12 protein-coding genes and 1 tRNA gene are annotated in these 22,414 nt (G+C 42.6%); 8 read left to right on the top strand and 5 right to left on the bottom strand.

Features of this window, described 5'->3' with window-relative positions:
* The first annotated feature begins 187 nt into the window (after positions 1–187).
* A complete protein-coding gene (locus tag NMG48_RS18600) occupies positions 188–1,393 on the top strand; it encodes a glutathione S-transferase family protein (RefSeq protein ID WP_271252918.1) in 1,206 nt (401 codons plus the stop codon).
* A gap of 245 nt (positions 1,394–1,638) precedes the next feature.
* Here NMG48_RS18600 and NMG48_RS18605 read toward each other — a convergent pair whose 3' ends face one another.
* On the bottom strand, positions 1,639–3,291 hold the full coding sequence (locus NMG48_RS18605; protein WP_271252919.1) for a GspE/PulE family protein: 1,653 nt from the start codon (positions 3,289–3,291) through the stop codon (positions 1,639–1,641).
* A gap of 332 nt (positions 3,292–3,623) precedes the next feature.
* Here NMG48_RS18605 and NMG48_RS18610 point away from each other — a divergent pair, with 332 nt between their 5' ends.
* On the top strand, positions 3,624–4,469 hold the full coding sequence (locus NMG48_RS18610; protein WP_271252920.1) for a diguanylate cyclase: 846 nt from the start codon (positions 3,624–3,626) through the stop codon (positions 4,467–4,469).
* Positions 4,470–4,479: 10 nt separating this feature from the next.
* Here the strand turns inward: NMG48_RS18610 and NMG48_RS18615 are convergent, their stop codons facing one another.
* Together NMG48_RS18615 and NMG48_RS18620 are read right to left on the bottom strand one after the other, a co-directional pair.
* On the bottom strand, positions 4,480–5,490 hold the full coding sequence (locus tag NMG48_RS18615; RefSeq protein WP_271252921.1) for a 2-hydroxyacid dehydrogenase: 1,011 nt from the start codon (positions 5,488–5,490) through the stop codon (positions 4,480–4,482).
* Between the two features lie 208 nt (positions 5,491–5,698).
* Positions 5,699–8,233, bottom strand: coding sequence for a glycogen/starch/alpha-glucan phosphorylase (locus NMG48_RS18620; protein ID WP_271252922.1), 2,535 nt, complete (start codon positions 8,231–8,233; stop codon positions 5,699–5,701).
* 427 nt (positions 8,234–8,660) lie between these two features.
* Here NMG48_RS18620 and NMG48_RS18625 point away from each other — a divergent pair, with 427 nt between their 5' ends.
* The 4 genes from NMG48_RS18625 to NMG48_RS18640 all read left to right on the top strand — a co-directional run bounded on the left by NMG48_RS18625 (position 8,661) and on the right by NMG48_RS18640 (position 16,738).
* Entirely contained in the window at positions 8,661–10,526 is a 1,866-nt protein-coding gene (locus tag NMG48_RS18625) for an MASE1 domain-containing protein (RefSeq protein WP_271252923.1), read from the top strand.
* Positions 10,527–10,767: 241 nt separating this feature from the next.
* Positions 10,768–12,093 carry an efflux RND transporter periplasmic adaptor subunit gene (locus NMG48_RS18630; protein WP_271252924.1) on the top strand — a complete coding sequence of 442 codons (1,326 nt, stop codon included), beginning with the start codon at positions 10,768–10,770 and terminating at the stop codon, positions 12,091–12,093.
* 65 nt (positions 12,094–12,158) lie between these two features.
* Positions 12,159–15,347, top strand: a complete 3,189-nt coding sequence (locus NMG48_RS18635; RefSeq protein WP_271252925.1) for an efflux RND transporter permease subunit — start codon at positions 12,159–12,161, stop codon at positions 15,345–15,347.
* Positions 15,348–15,820: 473 nt separating this feature from the next.
* Entirely contained in the window at positions 15,821–16,738 is a 918-nt protein-coding gene (locus NMG48_RS18640) for a YpsA SLOG family protein (protein WP_271252926.1), read from the top strand.
* Between the two features lie 43 nt (positions 16,739–16,781).
* On the opposite strand, the gene NMG48_RS18645 is transcribed toward NMG48_RS18640, so the two are convergent.
* A tRNA-Arg gene (locus NMG48_RS18645) sits at positions 16,782–16,855 on the bottom strand.
* Positions 16,856–17,528: 673 nt separating this feature from the next.
* On the opposite strand from NMG48_RS18645, the gene NMG48_RS18650 reads away from it, so the two are divergent.
* Positions 17,529–18,047, top strand: a complete 519-nt coding sequence (locus tag NMG48_RS18650; protein ID WP_271252927.1) for a tetratricopeptide repeat protein — start codon at positions 17,529–17,531, stop codon at positions 18,045–18,047.
* 31 nt (positions 18,048–18,078) lie between these two features.
* On the opposite strand, the gene mnmA is transcribed toward NMG48_RS18650, so the two are convergent.
* Positions 18,079–19,167 (bottom strand): tRNA 2-thiouridine(34) synthase MnmA, encoded by a 1,089-nt coding sequence (gene mnmA / locus NMG48_RS18655; RefSeq protein WP_271252928.1) that lies wholly within the window; start codon positions 19,165–19,167, stop codon positions 18,079–18,081.
* Positions 19,168–19,428: 261 nt separating this feature from the next.
* Between mnmA and NMG48_RS18660 the strand changes: the two genes are divergently transcribed.
* Positions 19,429–22,413 carry an alpha-mannosidase gene (locus NMG48_RS18660; RefSeq protein WP_271252929.1) on the top strand — a complete coding sequence of 995 codons (2,985 nt, stop codon included), beginning with the start codon at positions 19,429–19,431 and terminating at the stop codon, positions 22,411–22,413.
* Position 22,414: the final 1 nt, after the last annotated feature.

The following is a 22,414-nucleotide window of genomic DNA, read 5'->3' on the forward strand; positions in this document are numbered from 1 at the left end:
TTTTCTATGCAAGCAAAGACAATTTGTAAATTCACAAAAAAAGTCGGAGATCTAAATCTGTGCCTTCAGCGATCGCTTGTCCCTGCGTTGTAAGGTTAGGGCAAAGCATTCCCAAATTAAGGCGATCGCAAAATTTATAGATTTTGCAAAAACGTTATACTAGGCATCGATCATGATATGCGTTGCTATGAATATTGCTCCCCTAAGTTGGACAGAACTAGAAACCCTTACCGATTTCCAAATAGATTATGTCAATGGACTGACTAACGCACAATCAAAATTGCGCCTATTTGGACATCCCGAAACAGATGTGCGCGTCACCCTATATCGCGACAACCATGCTTGGTGTCCCTACTGTCAAAAAATCTGGCTATGGCTCGAAGAGAAGCAAATTCCCTATCGCATCGAAAAAGTAACCATGTTTTGCTATGGCGAGAAAGAAAGCTGGTACAAACGGAAAGTACCATCGGGAATGCTACCTGCGATCGAATTGGATGGGCGCTTAATTACCGAAAGCGATGATATTTTGATTGCCCTAGAGCAGGTATTTGGCTCGCTGAGTCGCAGCATGAGCGATCCTCAAGTACTACCAATCCGAAGACTAGAACGCATCCTATTTAGAGCTTGGTGCGAATGGCTCTGTCGCCCGATCGTATCCGCCAAACAAGAACAGCGTCATCGAGAACAATTTATCGAAGTCATGCAAAAAGTAGAAGAGGTTTTAGGAAGTACGCCTAGTCCATACTTTTTAGATGAGTTCGGCACTGCGGATGTCATCTTTACTCCCTATGTCGAGCGGATGAATGCCAGCCTCTATTATTACAAGGGCTATTCTATGCGCGAAGAAAATCCTCGCATGGCGGAATGGTTTAATGCGATGGAAAGTCGCTCCACCTATCGCGGCACGCAGAGTGATTTCCATACCCATGCCCATGATTTGCCACCACAGATGGGAGGCTGTTGGGAAAATGGCGAACCACAGATGCTCATTAATAAATCAAAGGTAGATAATGGCTCTTGGTTTGGTTTACCCGATGTCATGTATCCTGAGCCAGAAAACTCGCGTACCGAAGCTCTCTACCGAGTCATCAAACATCGCCAAAATATCATTCGTGTTAATCCTGCGGACGATCGTTTATTTGATGAAGCCCTACGCTGTGCTTTAACCAACATGATCAAGTATGAAGCAGGTTGTGTCCCCCCAGATGGTGCTGATGCGGCACTACGGTATTTACGCGATCGTATTAGTGTACCCCGTGACATGTCGATTTATGCAGCCAAACGCTTGCGTGAAGCTTTAGAAAAAACGGCGGCACTTGTAGGCGATCGGCAAGGTGTCCCCATTCCCTTCAAACATCGTCGCGATCAAGATCCTATCAATTTTAAAAACTAAGGATCGTAAATTATAGTATGGGCGGGTTTAGTCGAAGATTTGACTATATGACGTAAGGTTATCAGCAAAACCCGCCCATACAGAAGATGATGATTTTATTAAATTCCCAATCCTAAGTAAACGTCAGTTCGACGAAGGCGAAAAATGGTAAAAATCGCTTAGCGATTTTTACCATTTTTCGCCATTTGCGCGGCGCGAAGCGCCGCGCAAATGGCGTTATCGAACTTACGTTAAGTAATTTGCTTTTAATCAAAACTACTTTCATTGATTAACATTTGGCGTGGCAGGACTCGTAAAGACTCCTCTAAGGTCGTAACTCCTATGGAAACTTTCTGACGCACACTATCAGCAAAGGATTCATAGTTCTGAGATGCTAAATAAGCAGCAAGTTGAGATTGATCTTCTGCGTTAATGATTTTTCGTAGTTTTGGAGTGATATTCAAAACTTCAAATATTGCCTCACGCCCTAGATAGCCAGAACCAAAACAATGTTCACATCCCTTGCCACGCCGCCAATCTTGATACTGAACCTCTTGGATAGGGATATTAAGTAAGGTGAGTTCCGATTTTGTTGGTACATAAGCCTCAGCACAAAAAGAACAGATCTTGCGTACCAACCTTTGAGCAACTATACCCAATAGAGATTCCATGATTAAATTGGTATTCATTCCCAAATCCTTTAATCGAGCGATCGTACTAATGGCATCATTAGTGTGCATCGTTGATAGCACTAGATGTCCTGTCAAGGCGGCTCTAACTGTAATTTCTGCGGTTTCTAAATCCCGAATTTCTCCCACCATGATAATGTCTGGATCTTGACGCAAAATCGACTTTAACCCAGACGCAAAAGTAAGTCCTCCGACATCCTGCACTTGACCTTGAGTGATATTTGACAAATTATATTCAATCGGATCTTCCATCGTAATGACATTGACTTGATCCGTTGCTAGCAATTGCAAAGTGGCATAGAGAGTACTAGTTTTGCCTGACCCTGTGGGACCAGTCACAATAATTAAGCCTTGAGGTTGAGATAGCCAATTGCGATAGATATTTAGCGATCGCTCATTAAAGCCAATATCTTCCAGTCTCGTCATCATCATTTTGTTACGGGGCAATAGACGAATTACCGCCTTTTCGCCACCAACACAAGGAAAGGTACTCACCCGCATATCTAGATCAAAGTCAAGATTATCGGCAGTAACGTAGTGCTGGCTAATGCGTCCATCTTGAGGACGACGACTTTCGCCAATGTTCATGTTGCTCATAACCTTAAGCGCTACGATTGTCTTACGACTGACTTCGGGTGGTAAGATCCGCGTTGTTCTTAAGATGCCATCAATGCGATAACGTACTCTCAGTCCTAAGTCTGTAGGTTCTAAGTGAATATCACTAGCTCGATGTTGCAGCGCCACGGAAATCAAGGCATTAATCCGATGGGTTTGATCGAGTGCTTGGGAGAGATATATTTCCGAGATCTCATTGAGATGCGCTTCTTCATTGTCGCCTGTAAGGGGATTGACAATTGGAGAAGCAATATTATTTGGTTCGGGCAAATTTTGTCTAAGAAACCATAGCAAATAGCTTTCAGAAGAGACGGTTATATTCTTGATACCTGTCAATGTCCGATTGCTGATTAGTTCAATTTCTTCATTACTCAATGGACGTGGTGAACCTAGATAAAAGTAGCCATGCCATAGGAGCAGAGGAATTACAGGTGGTAAGGATTTGCGATCTTCAAAACAGTGAAAAAATCGGTAATTAATATCCTCATCAAGGAGGTCAATGCGTAAAGCGCCTCTTTTATCGACTATTATCTCGATGGCTTCTTCGCAAGTAATTTCTTGTCTGCGGAGACGCTTCCATACAGATACAGGAGAATTCACAAGTACGTCAGTCATACTATTTTCTTGTAATTTATTCTCTTACTCGTAATCGCGATCATCACTACCCAACTATAACAACAGCTATCTTACATTTACGTTCAACGTCTCCCCTCTCCATTTGATGGTTAATGAAAAAATTTTGGTAGTCCTAAAAAGGAAAGGATTTATTGTGGTAGGGATAGGCGGCGCGAAGCGCCGCCTATCCCTACCTATTTAGCACTACCAAAAATTTTTCACTAACACAGTTAGGAAAATCTCTAAAAAATTAGATTTGACTGGTTATTTGGCAATTTCCTAAAGCTGTTCTAAAATTGCTAAACCCAACGTCCAATCTGGAAAAGTAAAGTATGGAAACTGAAAATTATCCCCAAGTTCCCACGGAACCACTTTTCTTGACTAAAGTTGAGAATCTAGAACAAGAAATAAAGGAGTTAAAAGCTCAAAACCAAAACCTCAAAGAGCAGTTAAACAACAAAATTATTCATGAGCAGCAACTTGCCTTAGTTAATTATTCCCTCCAAACTGAAATAATCGATCGCCAACAGACTGAGGCGGCTCTACGCTTGCTTGTAGAGAAACTTGCTGGAGAAAAAAATGATTTAGAACTGATTTTAGATACGACTACTGCCCATAGTGACACGATTGAGGCATTGCTCTATGATAAAGCCCTATCACTTGCCCGTGAAGTAACGATTGATGGCTTGACTCAGATTGCAAATCGTCGCGCCTTTGATCAACGCTTAGCTACGGAATGGCAACGTTTAGCTAGGGAATGTTCACCACTTTCCTTACTATTATGCGATGTTGATTTTTTTAAACGCTTTAATGATCGCTATGGACATCCTGCGGGGGATGAATGTTTAAAGTCGGTAGCAAAGGCGATCGAATCTTGTATCCGTCGTCCCGCTGATCTCGCCGCACGTTATGGCGGCGAAGAATTTGCGGTGATTTTGCCAAGTACCCAAAAGGATGGAGCAATCTACATTGCGGAACAAATTGGTCAAGCCATCAATGCGCTAAAGATTCCTCACGAAGCTTCCTATGTAAGAAGTTATGTGTCAGTGAGCATTGGAGTATCTACGATATTTCCTGAGCGAAACATAGATCCCAAGGTTCTAGTTGAGGCGACAGATAGAGGTTTATATTTAGCGAAAGATCAAGGACGCGATCGCGCAGTATTTAACATTGCTTAGCATTCTTCAGTTACTTAGCGATCGCGTTATCTATCTTGACCTCATTGGTACAGGTTCCACTTTCTCCAAATTCGGTAATATTTGCGAGGGTTGTCTCGGCGATATTAGCAAGGGCTTGACTGGTGAAAAAAGCTTGATGTCCTGTGACAATCACATTAGGGAAAGTGAGTAAGCGCTGAAATATATCGTCCTGAATGACTTCATTAGATAAATCTTCAAAAAATAAATCTGCTTCCTGTTCATATACATCAATGCCAAGATAGCCGATTGATCCAGATTTCAATCCATCGATCGCTGCTTGCGTATCAATCAATCCTCCTCGACTGGTGTTAATTAGCATTGTGCCAGTCTTAAGCTTAGCGATCGCTTCTGTATTAATCAAATGATGAGTATCAGGAGTTAATGGACAATGGAGGGAAATAATATCGGAATGTGATAATAATTCTGCCATAGAGACATATTTCATGCCTAGTTCTACACAGAGTGGATTGTGATAGGCATCATAACCTAATAATTTGCAGCCAAATCCACGCATGATCTGGGCGAAAATTGCGCCGATTTTTCCTGTTCCCACAACACCAACCGTTGCTCCATACAAATCAAAACCGAGTAATCCCTCAATGGAAAAATTGCCTTCTCTGACACGGTTATAAGCTCGATGAATCTTCCGATTTAAAGACAAAATCAAAGCGACGGCATGTTCGGCTACTGCATAGGGCGAATAGGCAGGAACACGCACGATCGCCATCCCCAAATTGCTTGCAGCAGTCAAGTCTACATGGTTAAACCCTGCCGATCTTAGCGCGATTAACTTTGTGCCACCCTTCGCAAGGATTTGCAGCATTTCGGCATTGAGATAGTCATTAATAAAAATGCAGATGGCGGGAAATCCTGCGGCGAGAGAAATTGTCTCAAGGCTTAGGTGTGACTCAAAAAAGATGATTTCATGGCAATGCTTCTCATTTGCCGCTCCAAAAAATTGGCGATCGTAGGGCTTGGTATTGAAAAAAGCGACTTTCATAATTAGTTGGATATTGTACATCACATAATAAAGGCTCGCTAAGCGAGCCTTTATCGAGTTTAAGAGCATGTTTGAGAAGTATCCTATTTAGCATCAATTTATGCTTTTACCCCCCTTAATCCCCCCTTACAAAGGGGGGAAATCAAATCCTCCCCCTTTGTAAGGGGGAGTTAGAGGGGGTAAAAACTTCTCAAACACGCTCTAAGAATTAACCACCAACTTTTAGGGTAGCTTTGGCTGGATCATAGGGTTCTAGTTCTACCTTAACAGGTTTGACTTTCCAGATCTCATCGCAATATTCTTTAATGGTGCGATCGGAAGAGAACTTCCCAGAACGGGCAACGTTGAGAATACTCATAGTTGTCCAATGTTCGACATCCTTATAGGCTTCACTCACCTTTGCCTGACAATCAGCATAGGCTTGATAATCTGCCAACAGCATATAGTCGTCACGATGTAGTAATGCATCGACTAGAGGCTTAAACAAGTCTTTTTCTCCAGGGGAGAAATATCCCATGCTTAGGCGATCGAGAACATGACGTAGTTCTTCATTTTTCTCGTAGAAGGAATAGGGATTATAGCCTTCAGACTTCATCTGTTCTACTTCCGCAGCCGTGAGACCAAATAGGAAGAAGTTCTCTTCACCAACTTCCTCGCGAATTTCGATGTTAGCCCCATCCAATGTACCAATGGTCAAGGCTCCATTCATCGTGAATTTCATGTTGCCAGTACCAGAAGCTTCCTTACCTGCGGTAGAGATTTGTTCTGATAGATCCGCCGCAGGATAAATCAACTGTCCTAACGAAGCGCTGAAGTTAGCTAAGAAGACAACTTTTAGTCTGCCATGTACATCAGGATCGCGATTGACAACATCGGCTACGGCATTGATTGCTTTGATAATCAACTTTGCCATGAAATATCCGGGGGCTGCCTTACCACCAAAGATGAAGGTGCGAGGAGTCATCTGGATACTAGGATTTTGCTTGATGCGCAGGTAAAGGGCAATGATATGTAACAGGTCAAGATGTTGACGCTTGTATTCATGAATCCGCTTGACTTGAATATCAAAGATAGAATTGACATCCACTTCCACACAATTGTGAGCCATGATGTAGTCAGCAAGTTTTTGCTTATTAGCTTGCTTAATCTGTCTCCAGCGATCGCGAAAATCTTTGTCATCCACAAAAGCTTCGAGTTTACGCAATTCGTCAAGATGCTTGAGCCAAGTATCACCGATTTTTTCGGTAATCAATCCTGACAAGGCAGGGTTAGCTAGCAACACCCAACGACGAGGTGTGACCCCATTAGTTTTATTGTTAAACTTCTGTGGCCAAAGTTTGTAGAAGTCCTTCAAAACATCTTGCTTAAGTAGCTCAGTATGCAATGCCGCAACACCATTAACTGCGTGACTACCGACGGTTGCAAGGTTTGCCATGCGTACCTGTTTGCCACCACTTTCTTCAATGATCGAGAGGCGAGACAATAATTCTTCATCATCAGGATACCAAGTCTGCACATCCTGCAAGAAGCGATGATTAATCTCGTAAATGATTTCCAAATGCCGAGGTAATAGACTCTCAAACAGAGGTACTCCCCACTTCTCGAGGGCCTCAGGCATGAGTGTGTGATTTGTGTAAGCAAAGGTATTTTGGGTGATCCGCCATGCTTCATCCCAGAAAAGTTCATGCTCATCTACTAACAGACGCATCATTTCCGCAATACTGATCGCAGGGTGTGTATCATTTAGCTGGATCGCAGCATGTTCAGGAAGGTTGTCGAGACGATTGTATTTTTTGAGATGACGACGAATGATATCTTGCAGTGAGCAGGACACAAAGAAGAATTGCTGCTCTAGACGCAACTGACGACCTTGAGGGGTATTGTCGTTGGGATAGAGAACCTTGGAAATGGTTTCTGATTTGATCTTGGTGGCTACCGCACCGTCATAGTCGCCCGAGTTAAAGGCTTGGAAGTTAAAGTCTTCACCTGCTTCGGCTTTCCATAGACGCAAAGTATTTACGGTGTTGGTTTGATAACCGGGGACTGGGGTATCGTGGGGAATGCCTTCGACGGTGAAGCTAGGAATCCAACGGGTATGGGGACGACCGCGATCGTCGTTATAGATTTCCGTATGTCCACCAAATTTGACTTGGACGGTGGACTCATAGCGGACGACTTCCCAAGGATTGCCACAACGTAGCCATTTGTCGGGGATCTCCACCTGCCAGCCATGCTGAATGGATTGGTTGAAAATACCAAATTCATAGCGGATGCCATAGCCCATCGCAGGGACTTCCAAAGTAGCTAGAGAATCGAGGAAACAAGCAGCTAAACGCCCCAAGCCACCGTTACCTAAGCCGGGATCGGGTTCCTGCTCTAATACTTCGGTAAGGTCTAGTCCCGACTCTCGGACAGCTTGCTCGATCGATTCGTAGAGGTCAAGGTTAATCAAGCTATTACCGAGATGTCGCCCCATCAAAAATTCGGCAGACAGGTAATAAACAGTCTTGATGTCTTGCTCATGGTAGACCTTGAGGGTTTGAAGCCAACGTTGCAACAGGCGATCGCGTGTGGTGTACGACAACGCCATGTAGTAGTCGGTGAAGTTTGCCAGAAGTGCCAGTTTGCCTTGTATGTAGAAAAGGTTATCGGCAAATGCTCGCTTGAGGGTTTCAATACTTAAACCTGTGCGATCGTCTTCTACCGTAATATTGCTGGTTTGATTAGCAACATTTGTTTGCATAGAATTATTCCTGAATGATTACTTGTCTTATTGCCGTTCTGCTGACCCTAAGGCGGAGGGCAAGGCTACACTCCTATCCAACCATAAACTTTGAGATGTTGGGTATTTATTAACTGATAATTTATGTTTGGAGAGCGCAATATTTACGGTTTCCTGACATTAGCTTAAATTCTTGTGAAAAAAAGCTTGTTTAGCTCAATCCGTAAATGCAAAAGTAGACACTTACAATACTTGCAGCGATGTGTACTCTCTGAAAGGAACTACAAAGGAGCAACATTCTTATTGGAATTGTTAATCCTCTAGGCATCATTAAAAACTACAGCCAAAGCCTGCAATACATACTGTAGCTGTATCACAGGTTCTAAGATTTTGTATTTAATTGCACCTAGCTACCTATGAAATAGTACTTTCAATAACAACAAAAATTTTGAAAAATTTTGCCAACATTGCCACTCACGTCTTTATGAAGCCCAACAAAATAATCAATGCAATCAATACTTCTTGGTGGATTGATAACGCAATTATTGCTGTACTTTACTTTGTTTTTGGTGCATTGGTTCTGAAGCTACCCCAATCCCCCCTTGGTTCACCATTTTGGCCATCGGCGGGGATCGCTGTTGGGGCTTTACTCGCAAGAGGGCGATCGCGCTGGTTTGGCATATTTTTTGGGGCAGCTTTAAATAGTTTTTTGAACTCTAAAGTGCCTTTCATCTTCGCAATAATGGCAGGGCTTGCACCTGCGATCGGTGCTTTAGTAGCAACTACGCTGGTATTGCATTTTAATAAGACCAATTATTTCTTGGGCTACGTTAAGCATTTTGTAGTCTTTGCGCTGGCAGCCACCTTTAGCGGCACAATCTTGCAAGCATTATTTGGAGCGGCGATCGTAATTTGGGCAGGATTAATCCCTTGGGATATCTATTGGACTGTTACCTTGGGATGGTGGGTTGGCGATGTGGTAGGCATTTTAGTATTTGCCCCCTTAATCTTGGCATGGTGGAATAAGGAAACAAAAATAAAACCAAATAAAATCAAGCAAAAACTTGAGATTCTTGACAACCAATTTGATCTCAAAGAACTATTTTTTGCAGTAACGCTCTTAATCGCTATTTCTTATTTAGCACTTATCGAAAGTCAACCAATTGAGTATTTACTGCTACCATCTTTGCTGTGGTCTGCCTTCCGATTTGGTTCTAAAATTACGACTTTACTCGTAACAACTACGGCTATGGTAGCTTCCATTAGCACAGCCTATGGAATTGGGATTTTCTATAAAGTATCGCAAGAGAGTAATTCTCTCCTATTGTTGCAACTCTTTATGGGAGTAATCTCCATAACTGCGATCGTAGTCTTATCCCTAGTTTCCGAAAATAATCGAGCCTCTATCAAACTCCAAGAGCAGGTATTTCTCAAAGATCAAGCATATATTCAGTTAGACCAAGTCAACAAAAATCTCGAAGATATCATTGCAGAACGAACTAGTGAATTGGTTGATGCTAATCGAGAAATTAGCTTCCTTAATCAGCAATTAACAACTGAAAACATCCGCATGAGTTCCGAACTAGCAGTTACTCGACGTTTGCAGGAAATGATCTTACCAAAGGTAAAAGAGTTAAACAGTATTGCAGAGCTAGATATTGTGGGATTTATGGAACCTGCTGATGAGGTGGGGGGAGATTATTATGATGTTCTGCAACAAAATGGCAAGATTAAAATTGGCATTGGTGATGTGACGGGACATGGATTAGAAAGTGGCGTAATCATGATTATGGTGCAAACAGCTATCCGTGCTTTACTAATTAATGGTGAGACCAATCCTGTGAGATTTTTATCAACTGTCAATCACACCATCTATGAAAATATTCAGCGCATGAATTCTGATAAGAATTTAAGTTTAATGCTTATGGATTATCACAAAAATGTGTTGCATTTAAGTGGGCAACATGAGAGTGTGATTGTGCTTAGAGCCAGTGGTGAGGTGGAAATTATTGATACAGATTCATTAGGATTTCCTATTGGTTTAACGGATGATATTAGTGATTTTATCTTTGAAGTAAATATCAATTTAGAACTGGATGATGTAGTGGTGCTTTATACAGATGGTATTACTGAGGCGGAGAACACAAATAAACAGTTCTATGGGCTTCCACGTTTAATTGAAGTAATCAAACTAAACTATCAAAATTCTGTTGATCAAATTAGAGAAATGATCATTGCTGATGTCCGTGATTTTATCGGTTTTGGCAAAGTTTATGATGACATCACTCTTGTGGTGATGAAGCGCAAAATTTGAGGGTTTCTGATTCCCTCGCTAGCGAATCATTACTGATATTACAGCGCAAAGCACTGACTTAAATTTTGAAAAGCGTGGCTTTGCCACGCTTTTCAAAATTTAAGTCTCAACAGGATGTAGTTGGTAAATGTATTGATGACGACAAGTATTTGTGAACCAAAAGATCTATTGTGGGAACTTCACACAAAAACAAGTAGTATCACTTAGAATAACCTTAGGAAACACTTGCCATCTTCAGTCTATGAAAGCTTTTTGGATATTAGCCACGATCGCTAGCTTGTCAGGTGTAACTGCGAGTTGCACGCAAAACAATAAGGATGCCTCCCAAGCTCAAGTACAGAACCAAAAACCTGCTGTAGCCGTAGATGTGGCGATCGCAAGTTTAGAGCTACTTGAAGAAGAAAATCAATACACAGGAACGACTGCACCTATTAGAGAGGTGTCAGTGCGATCGCGTTTGGAAGGGCGTTTACTAGATTTGAATGTGGATGTTGGCGATCGCGTCGAAGCGGGGCAAGCAATCGCCCAATTGGATGATGCAGTTCTATCTGCAACTGTGCTACAAGCCGAAGCGGAAGTTGCGGCAAGGGAATCGGAAGTATCACAAGCAACCGCCGCAGTGGGTAATGCTCGCGCCCAAGTGGAGAGAGCGAGAGTACAGTACCAACAGGCACAAGCAAATGCTCGGCGCTTCACCCAATTGGCTAAGGAAGGAGCAGTTTCTCCGCAAACCGCCGAGAATGCTGTTACTGAAGCCAAAGCTGCGGAACAGTCATTGCGATCGGCTGAACAGCAAGTTAGCCTCCAACAGCAAACTGTGAGTGCCAGTTCCCAAAGAGTTTTAGCCCAAGAAGCAATCAAGCTTAGAGAACAAGAGCGCCAAGCCTACACCACCATTACATCTCCTATTAATGGTGTTGTTCTAGAGCGCGTGAGTGAAATTGGTAATCTGCTATTTGCAGGTAATGAAGTTGTCAAGTTAGGAGATTTTAGTCAAGTTAAGGTGATTGTGCTGATTTCAGAATTAGAGATTGGCAAAATTCGCTTAAATCAATCCGTTGATGTCCGTTTTGATACTTTCCCCAATCAAAAGTTTACGGGAACAGTAAGACGTATTTCGCCAGTAGCCGATCCAGTGGCGCGATTGATTCCTGTGGAAGTAATAGTTCCTAATCGAGATGGGAAACTGGGTAGCGGTCAATTAGCGAGAGTCCAGTTTTCAGGCAAACAGGAACGTCAAATCGCGATCGCCGAGACTGCTCTAGAGGTAGCAGGACGACCGACTCAAGCACCTAAAGATGCAAATACTCAAGCGAAATCGAAAACCGATACCAAGTCTAGTCCTAATGTGAGTGACAAAGGCAAGCCCAAAACTGGCACAGTTTTTGTGATTACGGGCGATCAGAAAGAGCCAAAAGTGTTGGCACGTAAGGTTACCCTTGGCGATCGCCGTGACGGTAAAGTTGTGATTCTTTCTGGTTTGAAAGAAGGCGATCGCATTGTCGTTAGGAGTGGTGGTAAGTTGCAGGATGGTGATTCTGTAAAGCTAAGCGTGTTATCCCGATAAGTAATGAGGTAAGGCTATTCGTGCTTTGCATCATTACCTTTTTTTTAATTATTTAAGAAGTAACTATGAGCGACCAGAAATCATCTAATCCCAAGCCGACAGGATTTAGTATTAGCGCGATCGCGATTCGTCGCCATATTGGCACATTGATGCTGACCCTCGCGATTTTTGTGATGGGGGCTTTTTATATTAGCCGCTTGCAGGTGGATTTGCTGCCATCCATCGTTTATCCACGCATTGGCGTACAGGTGAATATTCCGGGGATTAGTCCAGAAGTTGCAATTACGGAAGTCACCAAACCGCTCGAAGAAGCTCTAGCCTTGACGGAGGGTGTGAATCAGCTTTTTTCGCGTACCCGTGAAGGGCAAGTACGAGTGGACTTGTTTTTTGAGGCGGGTAGTAATGTCGAGCAGGCGCTTAACAATACCGTGGCAAGCTTTAACCGAGGTCGCAGTCAATTGCCAGACGATATCGAAGATGCAAGGATTTTTAAATTTGACCCATCTCAATTTCCCATCTACGAGTTTGCGCTCACATCGCCTTCCCTCTCACTGACAGAGTTACGTCTATTTGCCGATGAGGAATTAGGGCGCGAGTTAGCGATTGTGCCGGGGGTAGCAGGAATCGACGTGGTTGGCGGCGTGAAGGAAGAGATACAGGTCAATCTCGATCTTAAGCGTCTGCAAGCTGTCGGCGTGAATATTGATGATGTCTTAAAGGCTTTGCGCGATCGCAATGTCGATATTTCAGGCGGACGCTTGCGAGATGGCACTGTCGAACCGCTTACCCGTGCGATCGGCAAATTTCGCAATGCTAAGGAACTAGAAAACCTATCTTTTACGGTGCGTGGAAGTGCCACAGCCCAACCCCGACAGGTCTATTTGCGCGACTTTGCTGAAATAGTTGATGGGACTGAGGAGCAACGGGTATTTACTTCCCTCAATGGACAGGCTGCCGTTAGATTGCTAGTGACCAAACAACCCGATGCCAATACGATTGAGGTTGTTGATCGCGTAACAGAAAAGATCGCAGGACTGCAAGTAAGCGGGGCAATTCCCAGTGATGCCATTATTACCGCCACCTTAGATGAATCCAAGTTAATTCGCGCTTCCGTTGCCAACGTTGCCTCTTCAGGAATCTTGGGGGCAATTTTAGCAGGGACAGCCGTGTTGCTATTTCTGGGTTCGATCCGTCAAACTCTGATCATTACCCTTGCTATTCCCCTCGCTACTCTTGCCTCCATTATTGCGATGGGTATTTTTGGCTTTTCGATGAACCTGTTTAGCTTAGGTGGTTTAGCTTTAGGTGTGGGTGGTGTTGTAGACTGCTCCATCGTCATGTTAGACAACATCATCAATGGGCTCAAACGCAATCGCCAAAATTACGGTGTGCAAGATACGATCGCCCAAGCCCAGATTAGCAGTTCGGAAATTGAATCCGCATTGGTTGCCTCTACGAGTACTAACCTTGTGGTTATTTTTCCATTTTTATTACTCGGTGGATTTCTCTCGCTGCTATTCAATCAACTGATTCTCACCATTAGTTTTGGGAATATTGCCGCGATTGCGATCGCTATTACCGTCGTTCCGATGATTGCCTCACGCCTGTTAGGTATTCCTTGGTCGAGTCGGTTGAGCGAAACTTGGTTTATGCGTGGATTTCAGCAAAGATTTGCCGCCGCCACATTGGGCTATGCAGGATTTCTCGCTAGAATCGTCCATTATCGGTTGTGGGTGGTGATTGCCGTATTTGCGATCCTTGGTGGTGGTGGCTTCTTGATGGGAAGACAACTTCCCCAAGAGATCATTCCCCAAGTGAAAACGGGTGATGTGAGCTTAAACGCTCAATTTCCCGCAGGTACTACCCTTGCGGCTAACCGCAAAGTCATGGAAATTGTGGATGATATTCTCGTTAAGCAGCCTGAAACTGCCTATGCCTTTACAACCATCGGTGGTGGTTCCTTTGGTAATAATGTAACTGCAAATCCATTACGCAGTGGTAGCACTATTACTCTCAAACCAAATGCAGATCTGACTGGCTTTATCAGTCGCGTCAATCGCGAAATCAGCAAATTAAATCTGGCAGGTGTGAGAATCAGGGTTAACCCCGGACAAGTACGCGGCATTATCGTTAATAATTCCCCTGTACCACGCACGGATATTGATGTAATTTTGCAGGGTACTAATCCTGAAGCCCTAGCCCAAACAGGTATAGAGGTTCTCAGTGCCTTAGAAAAAAGTGTTAAAGGCGCAAACTTCCGTCCTGATAGCGATGCCCGTCAACCCGAAGTGCAAATTTTTCCTGACTGGGAACGTTTACAAGCTTTGGGACTATCTACGCAATCCATCGGCTCTACTCTGCAAACCGCAATTACAGGCTCTGTGCCGACCCAGTTACAAAGAGGCGATCGCCTAGTCGATGTGCGCGTCCAACTCGATCCCGAATCACGCAAAAATGCCTCGCAACTACAGCAAGTTCCGCTCTTTGTCAGCAATAATCGTCCTGTCCGCCTTGCGGATGTTTCCACTATCCGCGAAGGTCGCGCCCCCGGAGAAATTCAACGTATTAACCAGCGTCAAGTGTTCTTGATTCTCGGTAGTTTAGAACGTGGCACAAGTCTCAGTGATGCGCTCAAACAGACAGAAGATGTGATTGCCGCGATCGATCTGCCCGATGGGGTCGTGGCTTTACCTAGTACCGCCAAACAAGCAAATGATAATCTCTCCAAAGCCTTTGGTGTATTAGGTTTACTCGCTTCTTTCTTAGTATTTGTGGTGATGGCAGTTCAGTACAACTCGTTGATCGATCCTTTGGTGATTATGCTGACAATTCCCCTTGCTTTAGCGGGCGGTATTGTCGGTCTATATGTCACCAATAGCTCGATTAACGTGATGGTAGTGATCGGTGTGATCTTGCTGGTGGGGATTGTGGTTAACAATGCGATCGTCATGGTCGAGTTCGCTAACCAATTGCGTGAGGAGCAGAAATGCAGCCGCATTCAAGCAATCCTCCAAGCTGCTCCGATACGTTTACGCCCCATCCTAATGACCACAATTACAACTGTAGTTGGCGCTTTTCCTCTTGCCCTAGGCGGTGGTGAAGGCGGCGAGTTCTTGCAACCATTGGGAATTGTTACTTTCTCTGGTTTAGCCCTTGCCACAATTCTGACTCTATTCCTAATCCCTTGCTCCTATGTCCTTTTGCATGAGTTTAGTTGGACAAAGGTAAAGAAGCTAGGGCGTGTCATCAATTAAGCCAGATAACGGAAGTAGTGAGATAAATAGTGCCCGTTCGTTAGGCTGGTTAACATGAGCTATTCATTGTTAGTGCTGGTGTCCAATAACCGCAACTTATACGATGAATAGCTTTTTTTCTTTATTTACTAATTCTGTCTGCAGTTATTGATAATGGGATAAAGATTTAATCGGATATTGAGAGCGTAAAATCCTTTCCCTTTCAACCTTGGTAAGCATTGAAGCTAAGAGACACACATTTCGTAAACAAGATACGTTTTGGTTGGGATAGGGATAGCAAACAGACACATTGTTATTATTTTGACCATTCGTACTAAAGTCCAAACTCAACACTATCATTTCTCTTCGGCTCTCAAGCAAGGGCATATACTCATAATTAAGTTCAATTGAGCCAGCTTGAATGGGCGGGTAGCGGTGTAAACCTTGTTTATTGTTTATATAAATGAACTTTGTAACAGTACCCAATTCAAACTATGAACATTCTAGTAACTTTAATCATTTCAGGTGGACAAACTGGTGCAGACTGGGGTGGATTACTCGCGGCGGCGGATGTGGGCATTGCCACGGGTGGTCTAGCGCCTAAAGGCTATCTTACTGAATTAGGAACAAACCCAGATCTTGCCAAGTTTGGTTTGGTGGAATCAGATAGCGGCGACTACGAGATTCGTACCATACACAATGTCCTAACTGCTGATGCAACAGTTATTTTTGCTGACTATATAAATAGCGACGGCACAAAGTTAACTATCGAATCCTGCATCAAATATCAGAAACCCTATCTCATCAATCCTGATTCTATCTCCTTGAACGATTGGCTAATTGAGCAACAAGTCAAAGTATTGAATGTAGCTGGGAATAGAGAATCCATAGCTCAGGGCATAGGCGATCGCACAAGGCAAGTTGTAAGAGACGCGCTAAGTCTATGTACTATAACTGGCAAACTGATTCAAGGTCATCGTGTTGCATCAGGACTTGCAGAGGACAGTCCTTATTCTGAAGGTACAATCTCTATGCAGATTCCCTTCTTCCAAAATCTAGGGCTAGACCTGTCAAGCTATTTTCGAGGAACTTTAAATATTGATATCTCACCTTACACTTACAAAATCCAAAAGCCCCAATACACCTTTCGTCAAGTAAATTGGACAACTGAACATCCACCCGAAGATTTTTCTTTTATTTCCTGCCAAGTTCGTCGTAAAGGTACTCTCTATGATGGTTGGGTGTACTATCCACATCCCGAAACTAAGATCCGTCATTTCCACAATCCATCGTTGCTAGAGGTGATCGCTTTGCCTATTAACGATCTTGTCTATGGAGACTCTTTGCAATTACTGATTAACTCACGGGAAATTAAAGTGCTTTGCGCTCAAAACCCAAAAATTAAAGCCTGACAAGTTTGACCTGTTAGGCTCTAATTTTATTGGACTTAAGGAACAGGCTAGGATGGACTCTAACCATCGACCGATCGCTTAGAAGGCGATTGCTCTATACAACTGAGCTACTAGCCCAAACAATTTCACGGGTTACTATCTTACACTGAAAGGCAAATTTTTAGCAATCGGTTGAAAAAATCTCATCGTCTAAAAATTTGTTATCTCGTATTACCTCTGCATATTTTTAGACATAGCGCTTATTTTTTAGCCTTGGGCATTTGTGACTGCTTTACCGCAAGCTTTTGGAGTTTTTGGATTTGTTTGAGAGTCAGTCCTATAAACTCAGCAATCAAATCTATAAGTAGCTGGGTGCAATTAAATATAAACGCCAAAACCTGTAGCGCATGCTGCGCGTGCGCTACAGGTTTTGGGTCTGTTTTTTAATTATGCCAAGCTACTGAGCCATGTTAGAACGCAAAATTTTGAGGGTAATTTGATTTTTTATTCAGCCTTAACCTTGGCTAAACGTTAGGTAGATCACAACTGGGGGGACATCCTTATGCCGTAATTTGCGATAAAGCCTCATTCGAGCAGACGTTATCGATCATCTTTGTTAAAAATTACTTTTTAAAGCGTCTCAAGAAATTGCTAGAGTGCAATGATAGACAAAATCTGTTAGGAACCTGCATTAAAATAAAGAACCAATTTTTTGTCGTACGGTAAAGCCATGCCACAAAAAATCGGGTTCTTTATTAAATCGTAGAACTATTAGTTAATTAAATTTAATTCGATCTAAAACATAAAAATTATGGATAGTACATTAGGGATCGCATACCTTGGGGCGTTAGTCCTACTCTTAGCAGGGGTTAGCTGGTTAGTTATCCGCCAGATTTTAAAAGCCCGTAGTTTAGAAAATGTTATTTCTGAATTGCAACCTAAGCTCCAAAAAGAAAAAGGGACACCTGAAGACTATTACCAGCTTGGTAGCGTGTATTTACGCAAAAAGCTCTATTCTCAAGCCATTGCTCTGTTTAATAAGGCAATCAAAGAAGGTGGCGAAAATCTTCCTGAAGTCTACAATGCGTTAGGATTTTCCTATTTTTCTCAAGATCAGTACGATCTAGCAATCAAAAATTACAAAGAGGCGATCGCTTTACAGACTGGCTATATCACGGCGATCAATAATCTTGGTCATGCCTATGAAAAGAAAAAATTATTGCCTCAGGCGATCGAGATGTATGAGCAAGTGTTGATATTGGATGAAAAAAATGAAACGGCGAAGCGTCGCTTGACTTCTTTAAGAAAACAAGTAGTCCCAACAGCTTAAATATAAAAAAAGGAGGCTTTGCCTCCTTTTTTTATATCTTGGATTCGATCAGTCCACCACCAAGTAGTAAGTCATCCCGATAAAACACAGCAGCTTGTCCGGGGGTAATGCTAAATTGTGGCTCGTCAAAGACGATTCTGGCGCGATCGCCTGATAGCGGAATTACCGTTGCCCCCGCAGGAACGGTGCGATAACGAACTTGCACATCCGCATGGAAGGGGACATCGGTAGGAGCCATTGACACCCAGTTCACTTGATTAATTGTGCATTCCTTATCATGGGCTTCTGAGCGATCGCCAACAATCACTTCATTTTTAATTGGATCAAGGGCAATCACGTAGAGAGGGTTGGCTGCTGCTACGCCTAAACCTTTGCGTTGACCAATGGTGTAGTGATATGTGCCATCATGCTCACCCAACACATTGCCATTTGTATCGACAATCTTGCCTTGGACAGGTGTGAGATATTTATCGAGAAAGGCTCTCATGGAGCCATTGGCTTCTACAAGGCAGAGATCCATACTTTCGGGCTTTTCGGCAGTGGCTAAGCCAAACTCCGCAGCAATTTTACGAGTTTCAACTTTAGTGGTTTCACCTAGAGGAAAAATACAGCAGCTTAATTCCTCCTGTCCGACTTCATAGAGAAAATAGGATTGATCCTTAGTGTCGTCAACTGCACGTCGCAATTCATAGCGTCCCGAATCATCATTAAAACTCAGCTTGGCATAATGCCCCGTGGCAATTTTATTGATGCCTAATTTTTCGCGAGCATAGGTCATCATTGGTGTAAATTTCACAGCTTTGTTGCAGCGTGAGCAGGGTAGAGGTGTAGCTCCCGCCGCATAGCCAGTAACTAGATAATTAATAATGCTTTGTTCAAAGACATCACGGCTATCAACAATTTCATGATGAATGCCTAATTCTTCGCATAGACGTGCGGCATCGACCATCCCCTCAGAACAACATTGTCCTTTACCGCGCATTAACCACAACGTCAATCCTGTGACATCGTATCCTGCACGATGCAATAAGGCGGCGGCAACAGAGCTATCGACTCCGCCCGATAAGCCGACAACGACCTTTTCTTTAACTTGCTCTATAGTTGAGGTTATGTTTGACATTTGCTGCGATCGAACCATTCAAACTTAATTGTAACTGTTCTCATCCTAGTCATGGCAATTTAATTGGTAATCAACTACAGCCTATTGAGGCTTAAAGTAGTACAGAGAAATTTTTGAAAGCGTGGCTTCGCCACGCTTTCAAAAATTTCTCTGGTTTTCAAGTCATCGGAAAACTCTGTATTGATGGTGTTTAAATAAGTAGGCTAGCGTAAATGTCGCGCAAATTGCTACAAGCTTAGGAAGATAGAAGGGCTATATCCCATGATTGATTTAGGAAATTGTTTAAATCAAGTTATTGATCAACTAAAGTCGCGATCGCGTTTATCGATTCTTGGCAATTGGCAACGACAGGACGAGCATGGGGAATGGAAGATATTGCCAACGGTAAATTCTAAGCAGAATAAGCCAATTTTATCTTTCTTGCCAAGGGAAGAGAATATTCAGATCAAGCAAGTTTGGCAAGTTCCCGAAATATATGCAGGTTTAACGACTCTGGGCGCAACCATTCGCCTCAATTTAATTTGGTGGGCAGATATTTGTGAAGTTTGGGTTAATGGAGAGAAAGTTCAAGAAGGGGATTTATTCGATCAAAAATGTCGCTTGCTCTTGACTCAAGAAGCTGAAGTAAATCAAGAATTTAGTTTAGAAATTAAATTAAATAGTACTAAGCATGACATTGGGGCGTTGCAGCTTGCAGAAATAGTTTTTGAGTATTCCCATCAATCCTGCGATCCTGATAGATTTGCAACTGAGCTAGAGATTCTCCAGACTTACATTCCGATTTTTACTAAACATCAAATTGATTTACTTCCTTTAGAAACTGCTACAAATAGTTTAATCTTGCTTTTCTCTGAAGCTGAATCTATTACCAGTGCCAAGTTTTTTGCTCAACTCGCAGAAATTCGTGAACCATTGCTGCAATATGGTGACTTTCTCAAACAACGGCAAATTTATATACTCGGCAATTCTCATATTGATGTGGCGTGGTTATGGGCGATCGCCGAAACTAAAAATGCGATGCAGCGCACCTTTACCTCAGCGTTAAATTTACAAAAAATTTATCCAGAATTAATCTTCAATCAAAGCACGGCGGTTTCCTATCAATGGATGGAGCAAGAATATCCTGAGTTATTTGCACGGATTCAGTCAGCCGTGGCGGATGGAAAATGGGAACTTATCGGTGGGATGTGGGTAGAGCCAGATGGGAACTTACCAAGCGGCGAAGCTTTAATTAGACAAATTCTCTATGGTCAGGAATATTTTCGGGCGAAATTTAATCGCGAAGTGAAAATTGCATGGCTACCCGACACCTTTGGCTTTCATTGGCAAATGCCGCAAATCCTATTAAAAAGTGGGTTTGAAGCCTTTGTGACTCAGAAATTACTATGGAACGATCGCAATAAATTTCCTCATCAAATCTTTTGGTGGGAAGGGGTGGATGGAAGTCAAATTTTTACTTACTTTAGTAATGAGCTTGGTCAAGGATTGGAACCTGTGGCGATCGCCAAATATCTCGCCACCCAAGAAGAAAAGCATCATATCCCTGAAACAGCATGGCTCTATGGTGTAGGCGATCACGGTGGAGGACCAACTGCCGATATGCTAGATCTGGGGCGTGAGTGGACGGATTCACCCCTGTTCTTTCAAATGAAACCTAGCACCTTAGAAAATTTCCTTTTAAATTTGAAAGGAAAACTGCCCGACGATTTACCCGTTTGGCAAGATGAGCTTTATTTAGAGTTTCATCGCGGTACATTTACCTCGAAGGCTGATCAGAAGCGGCAAAATCGTCAAATGGAAGTACTTTTAGGTAATGCCGAAAAATTTAGCGCGATCGCCTATTTAACTAGTCAGATTCCCTATCCGCAAGCCGATTTAGAAACCGCATGGCAAGGATTACTTCTTAATCAATTTCACGATATTCTACCAGGAACTTCGATCCCTGAAGTGTTTACCGATGCCGATCGCACATGGGCTGAGGCGCGAGAAATCTGCGATCGCATTTTAGAACCTGTTGATGCAAAACACCAACAAACAGCCCATTTACAAGCTTGGAATTTTTTAAACTGGCAGCGATCGCAATTAGTTAGACTTGACGACAAATCCTTGTGTTGGTTAGAGAATATTCCTAGTTTTGGTTTTGCAGAATTAGAAGCTGTAGCAATTAGAGATACTACTCAACCTTTAAGCATTACTTCTGAAAATAATAAATTTTATCTAGAAAATATTTATCTACGGGTTGAGATTGACGCTAAAACTGGGGTGATCGCGCAAATATTTGATAAGCGCTCGCAAAAAGACATATTACAATCTCCTAGCGAATTACAGTTTTTTGAAGATAAAGGACAATACTGGGATGCTTGGAATATTGATCCTAATTATGAAAGTAAAAAGCTAGAATCTGCAACCCTAGAATCGATTACAATTTCAGAAAATTGTAGCTTATTAGCATCAATTCGTATTGTTCAAAGATTTCGTAATTCTACTTTTATCCAAGAAGTTCAACTAACAGCTTTTGAGCCATTTATTAGTGTAAATAATTCAGTAGATTGGCAAGAGGAATATACTTTAGCTAAAGTTAGTTTCCCTGTAAATTGGCAAGCATCCTATGCTACTTACGAGATTCCGATGGGAACAATTCAGCGTAGCACTTTAGGTAAAACCCCTGAAGCTCAAGCTAAATGGGAAGTTCCCGCCCAATATTGGGCGGATATATCTTCAGAGGATGACGCTCTAGGTTTAGCGATTCTCAATGATAGTAAGTATGGCTATGATGCTAAGCCCGATTGCTTACGCTTAACTTTGCTACGCAGTCCTAACTGGCCCAGCCCAAATAGCGATCGCGGACATCATCAATTTACCTATCGCTTAGTTACCCATCAAGGTGATTGGCGTGAGGCAAATATTGTCAAATTAGCCCAAGAATTGAATAATCCTATTGTTTTAAAAACCTCACCAATTCAAGAAACTTCGCAAAGTTTTCTAAGTGTCTCTGCACCGAATATTATTCTTTCCGCATTTAAGCGATCGCAAGATCAATCAGGTTGGATTATTCGTTTATATGAGACACATGGTAAGTCAATAGAAACAGATATCGAAATTTCGTCGCATTTACTGCAATTAGAAAATATATGGGAATGTGATCTCATGGAACATAAAAATGATTTGATCTCATTAGTTAAGAATGCCGACAACTCTTTTAAAGTTATATTTAAACCCTATGAAATCAAAACATTCTTGATCTGAA

This window comes from Pseudanabaena sp. Chao 1811, assembly GCF_027942295.1.
In the GTDB taxonomy this organism is placed as follows: Bacteria; Cyanobacteriota; Cyanobacteriia; order Pseudanabaenales; family Pseudanabaenaceae; genus Pseudanabaena.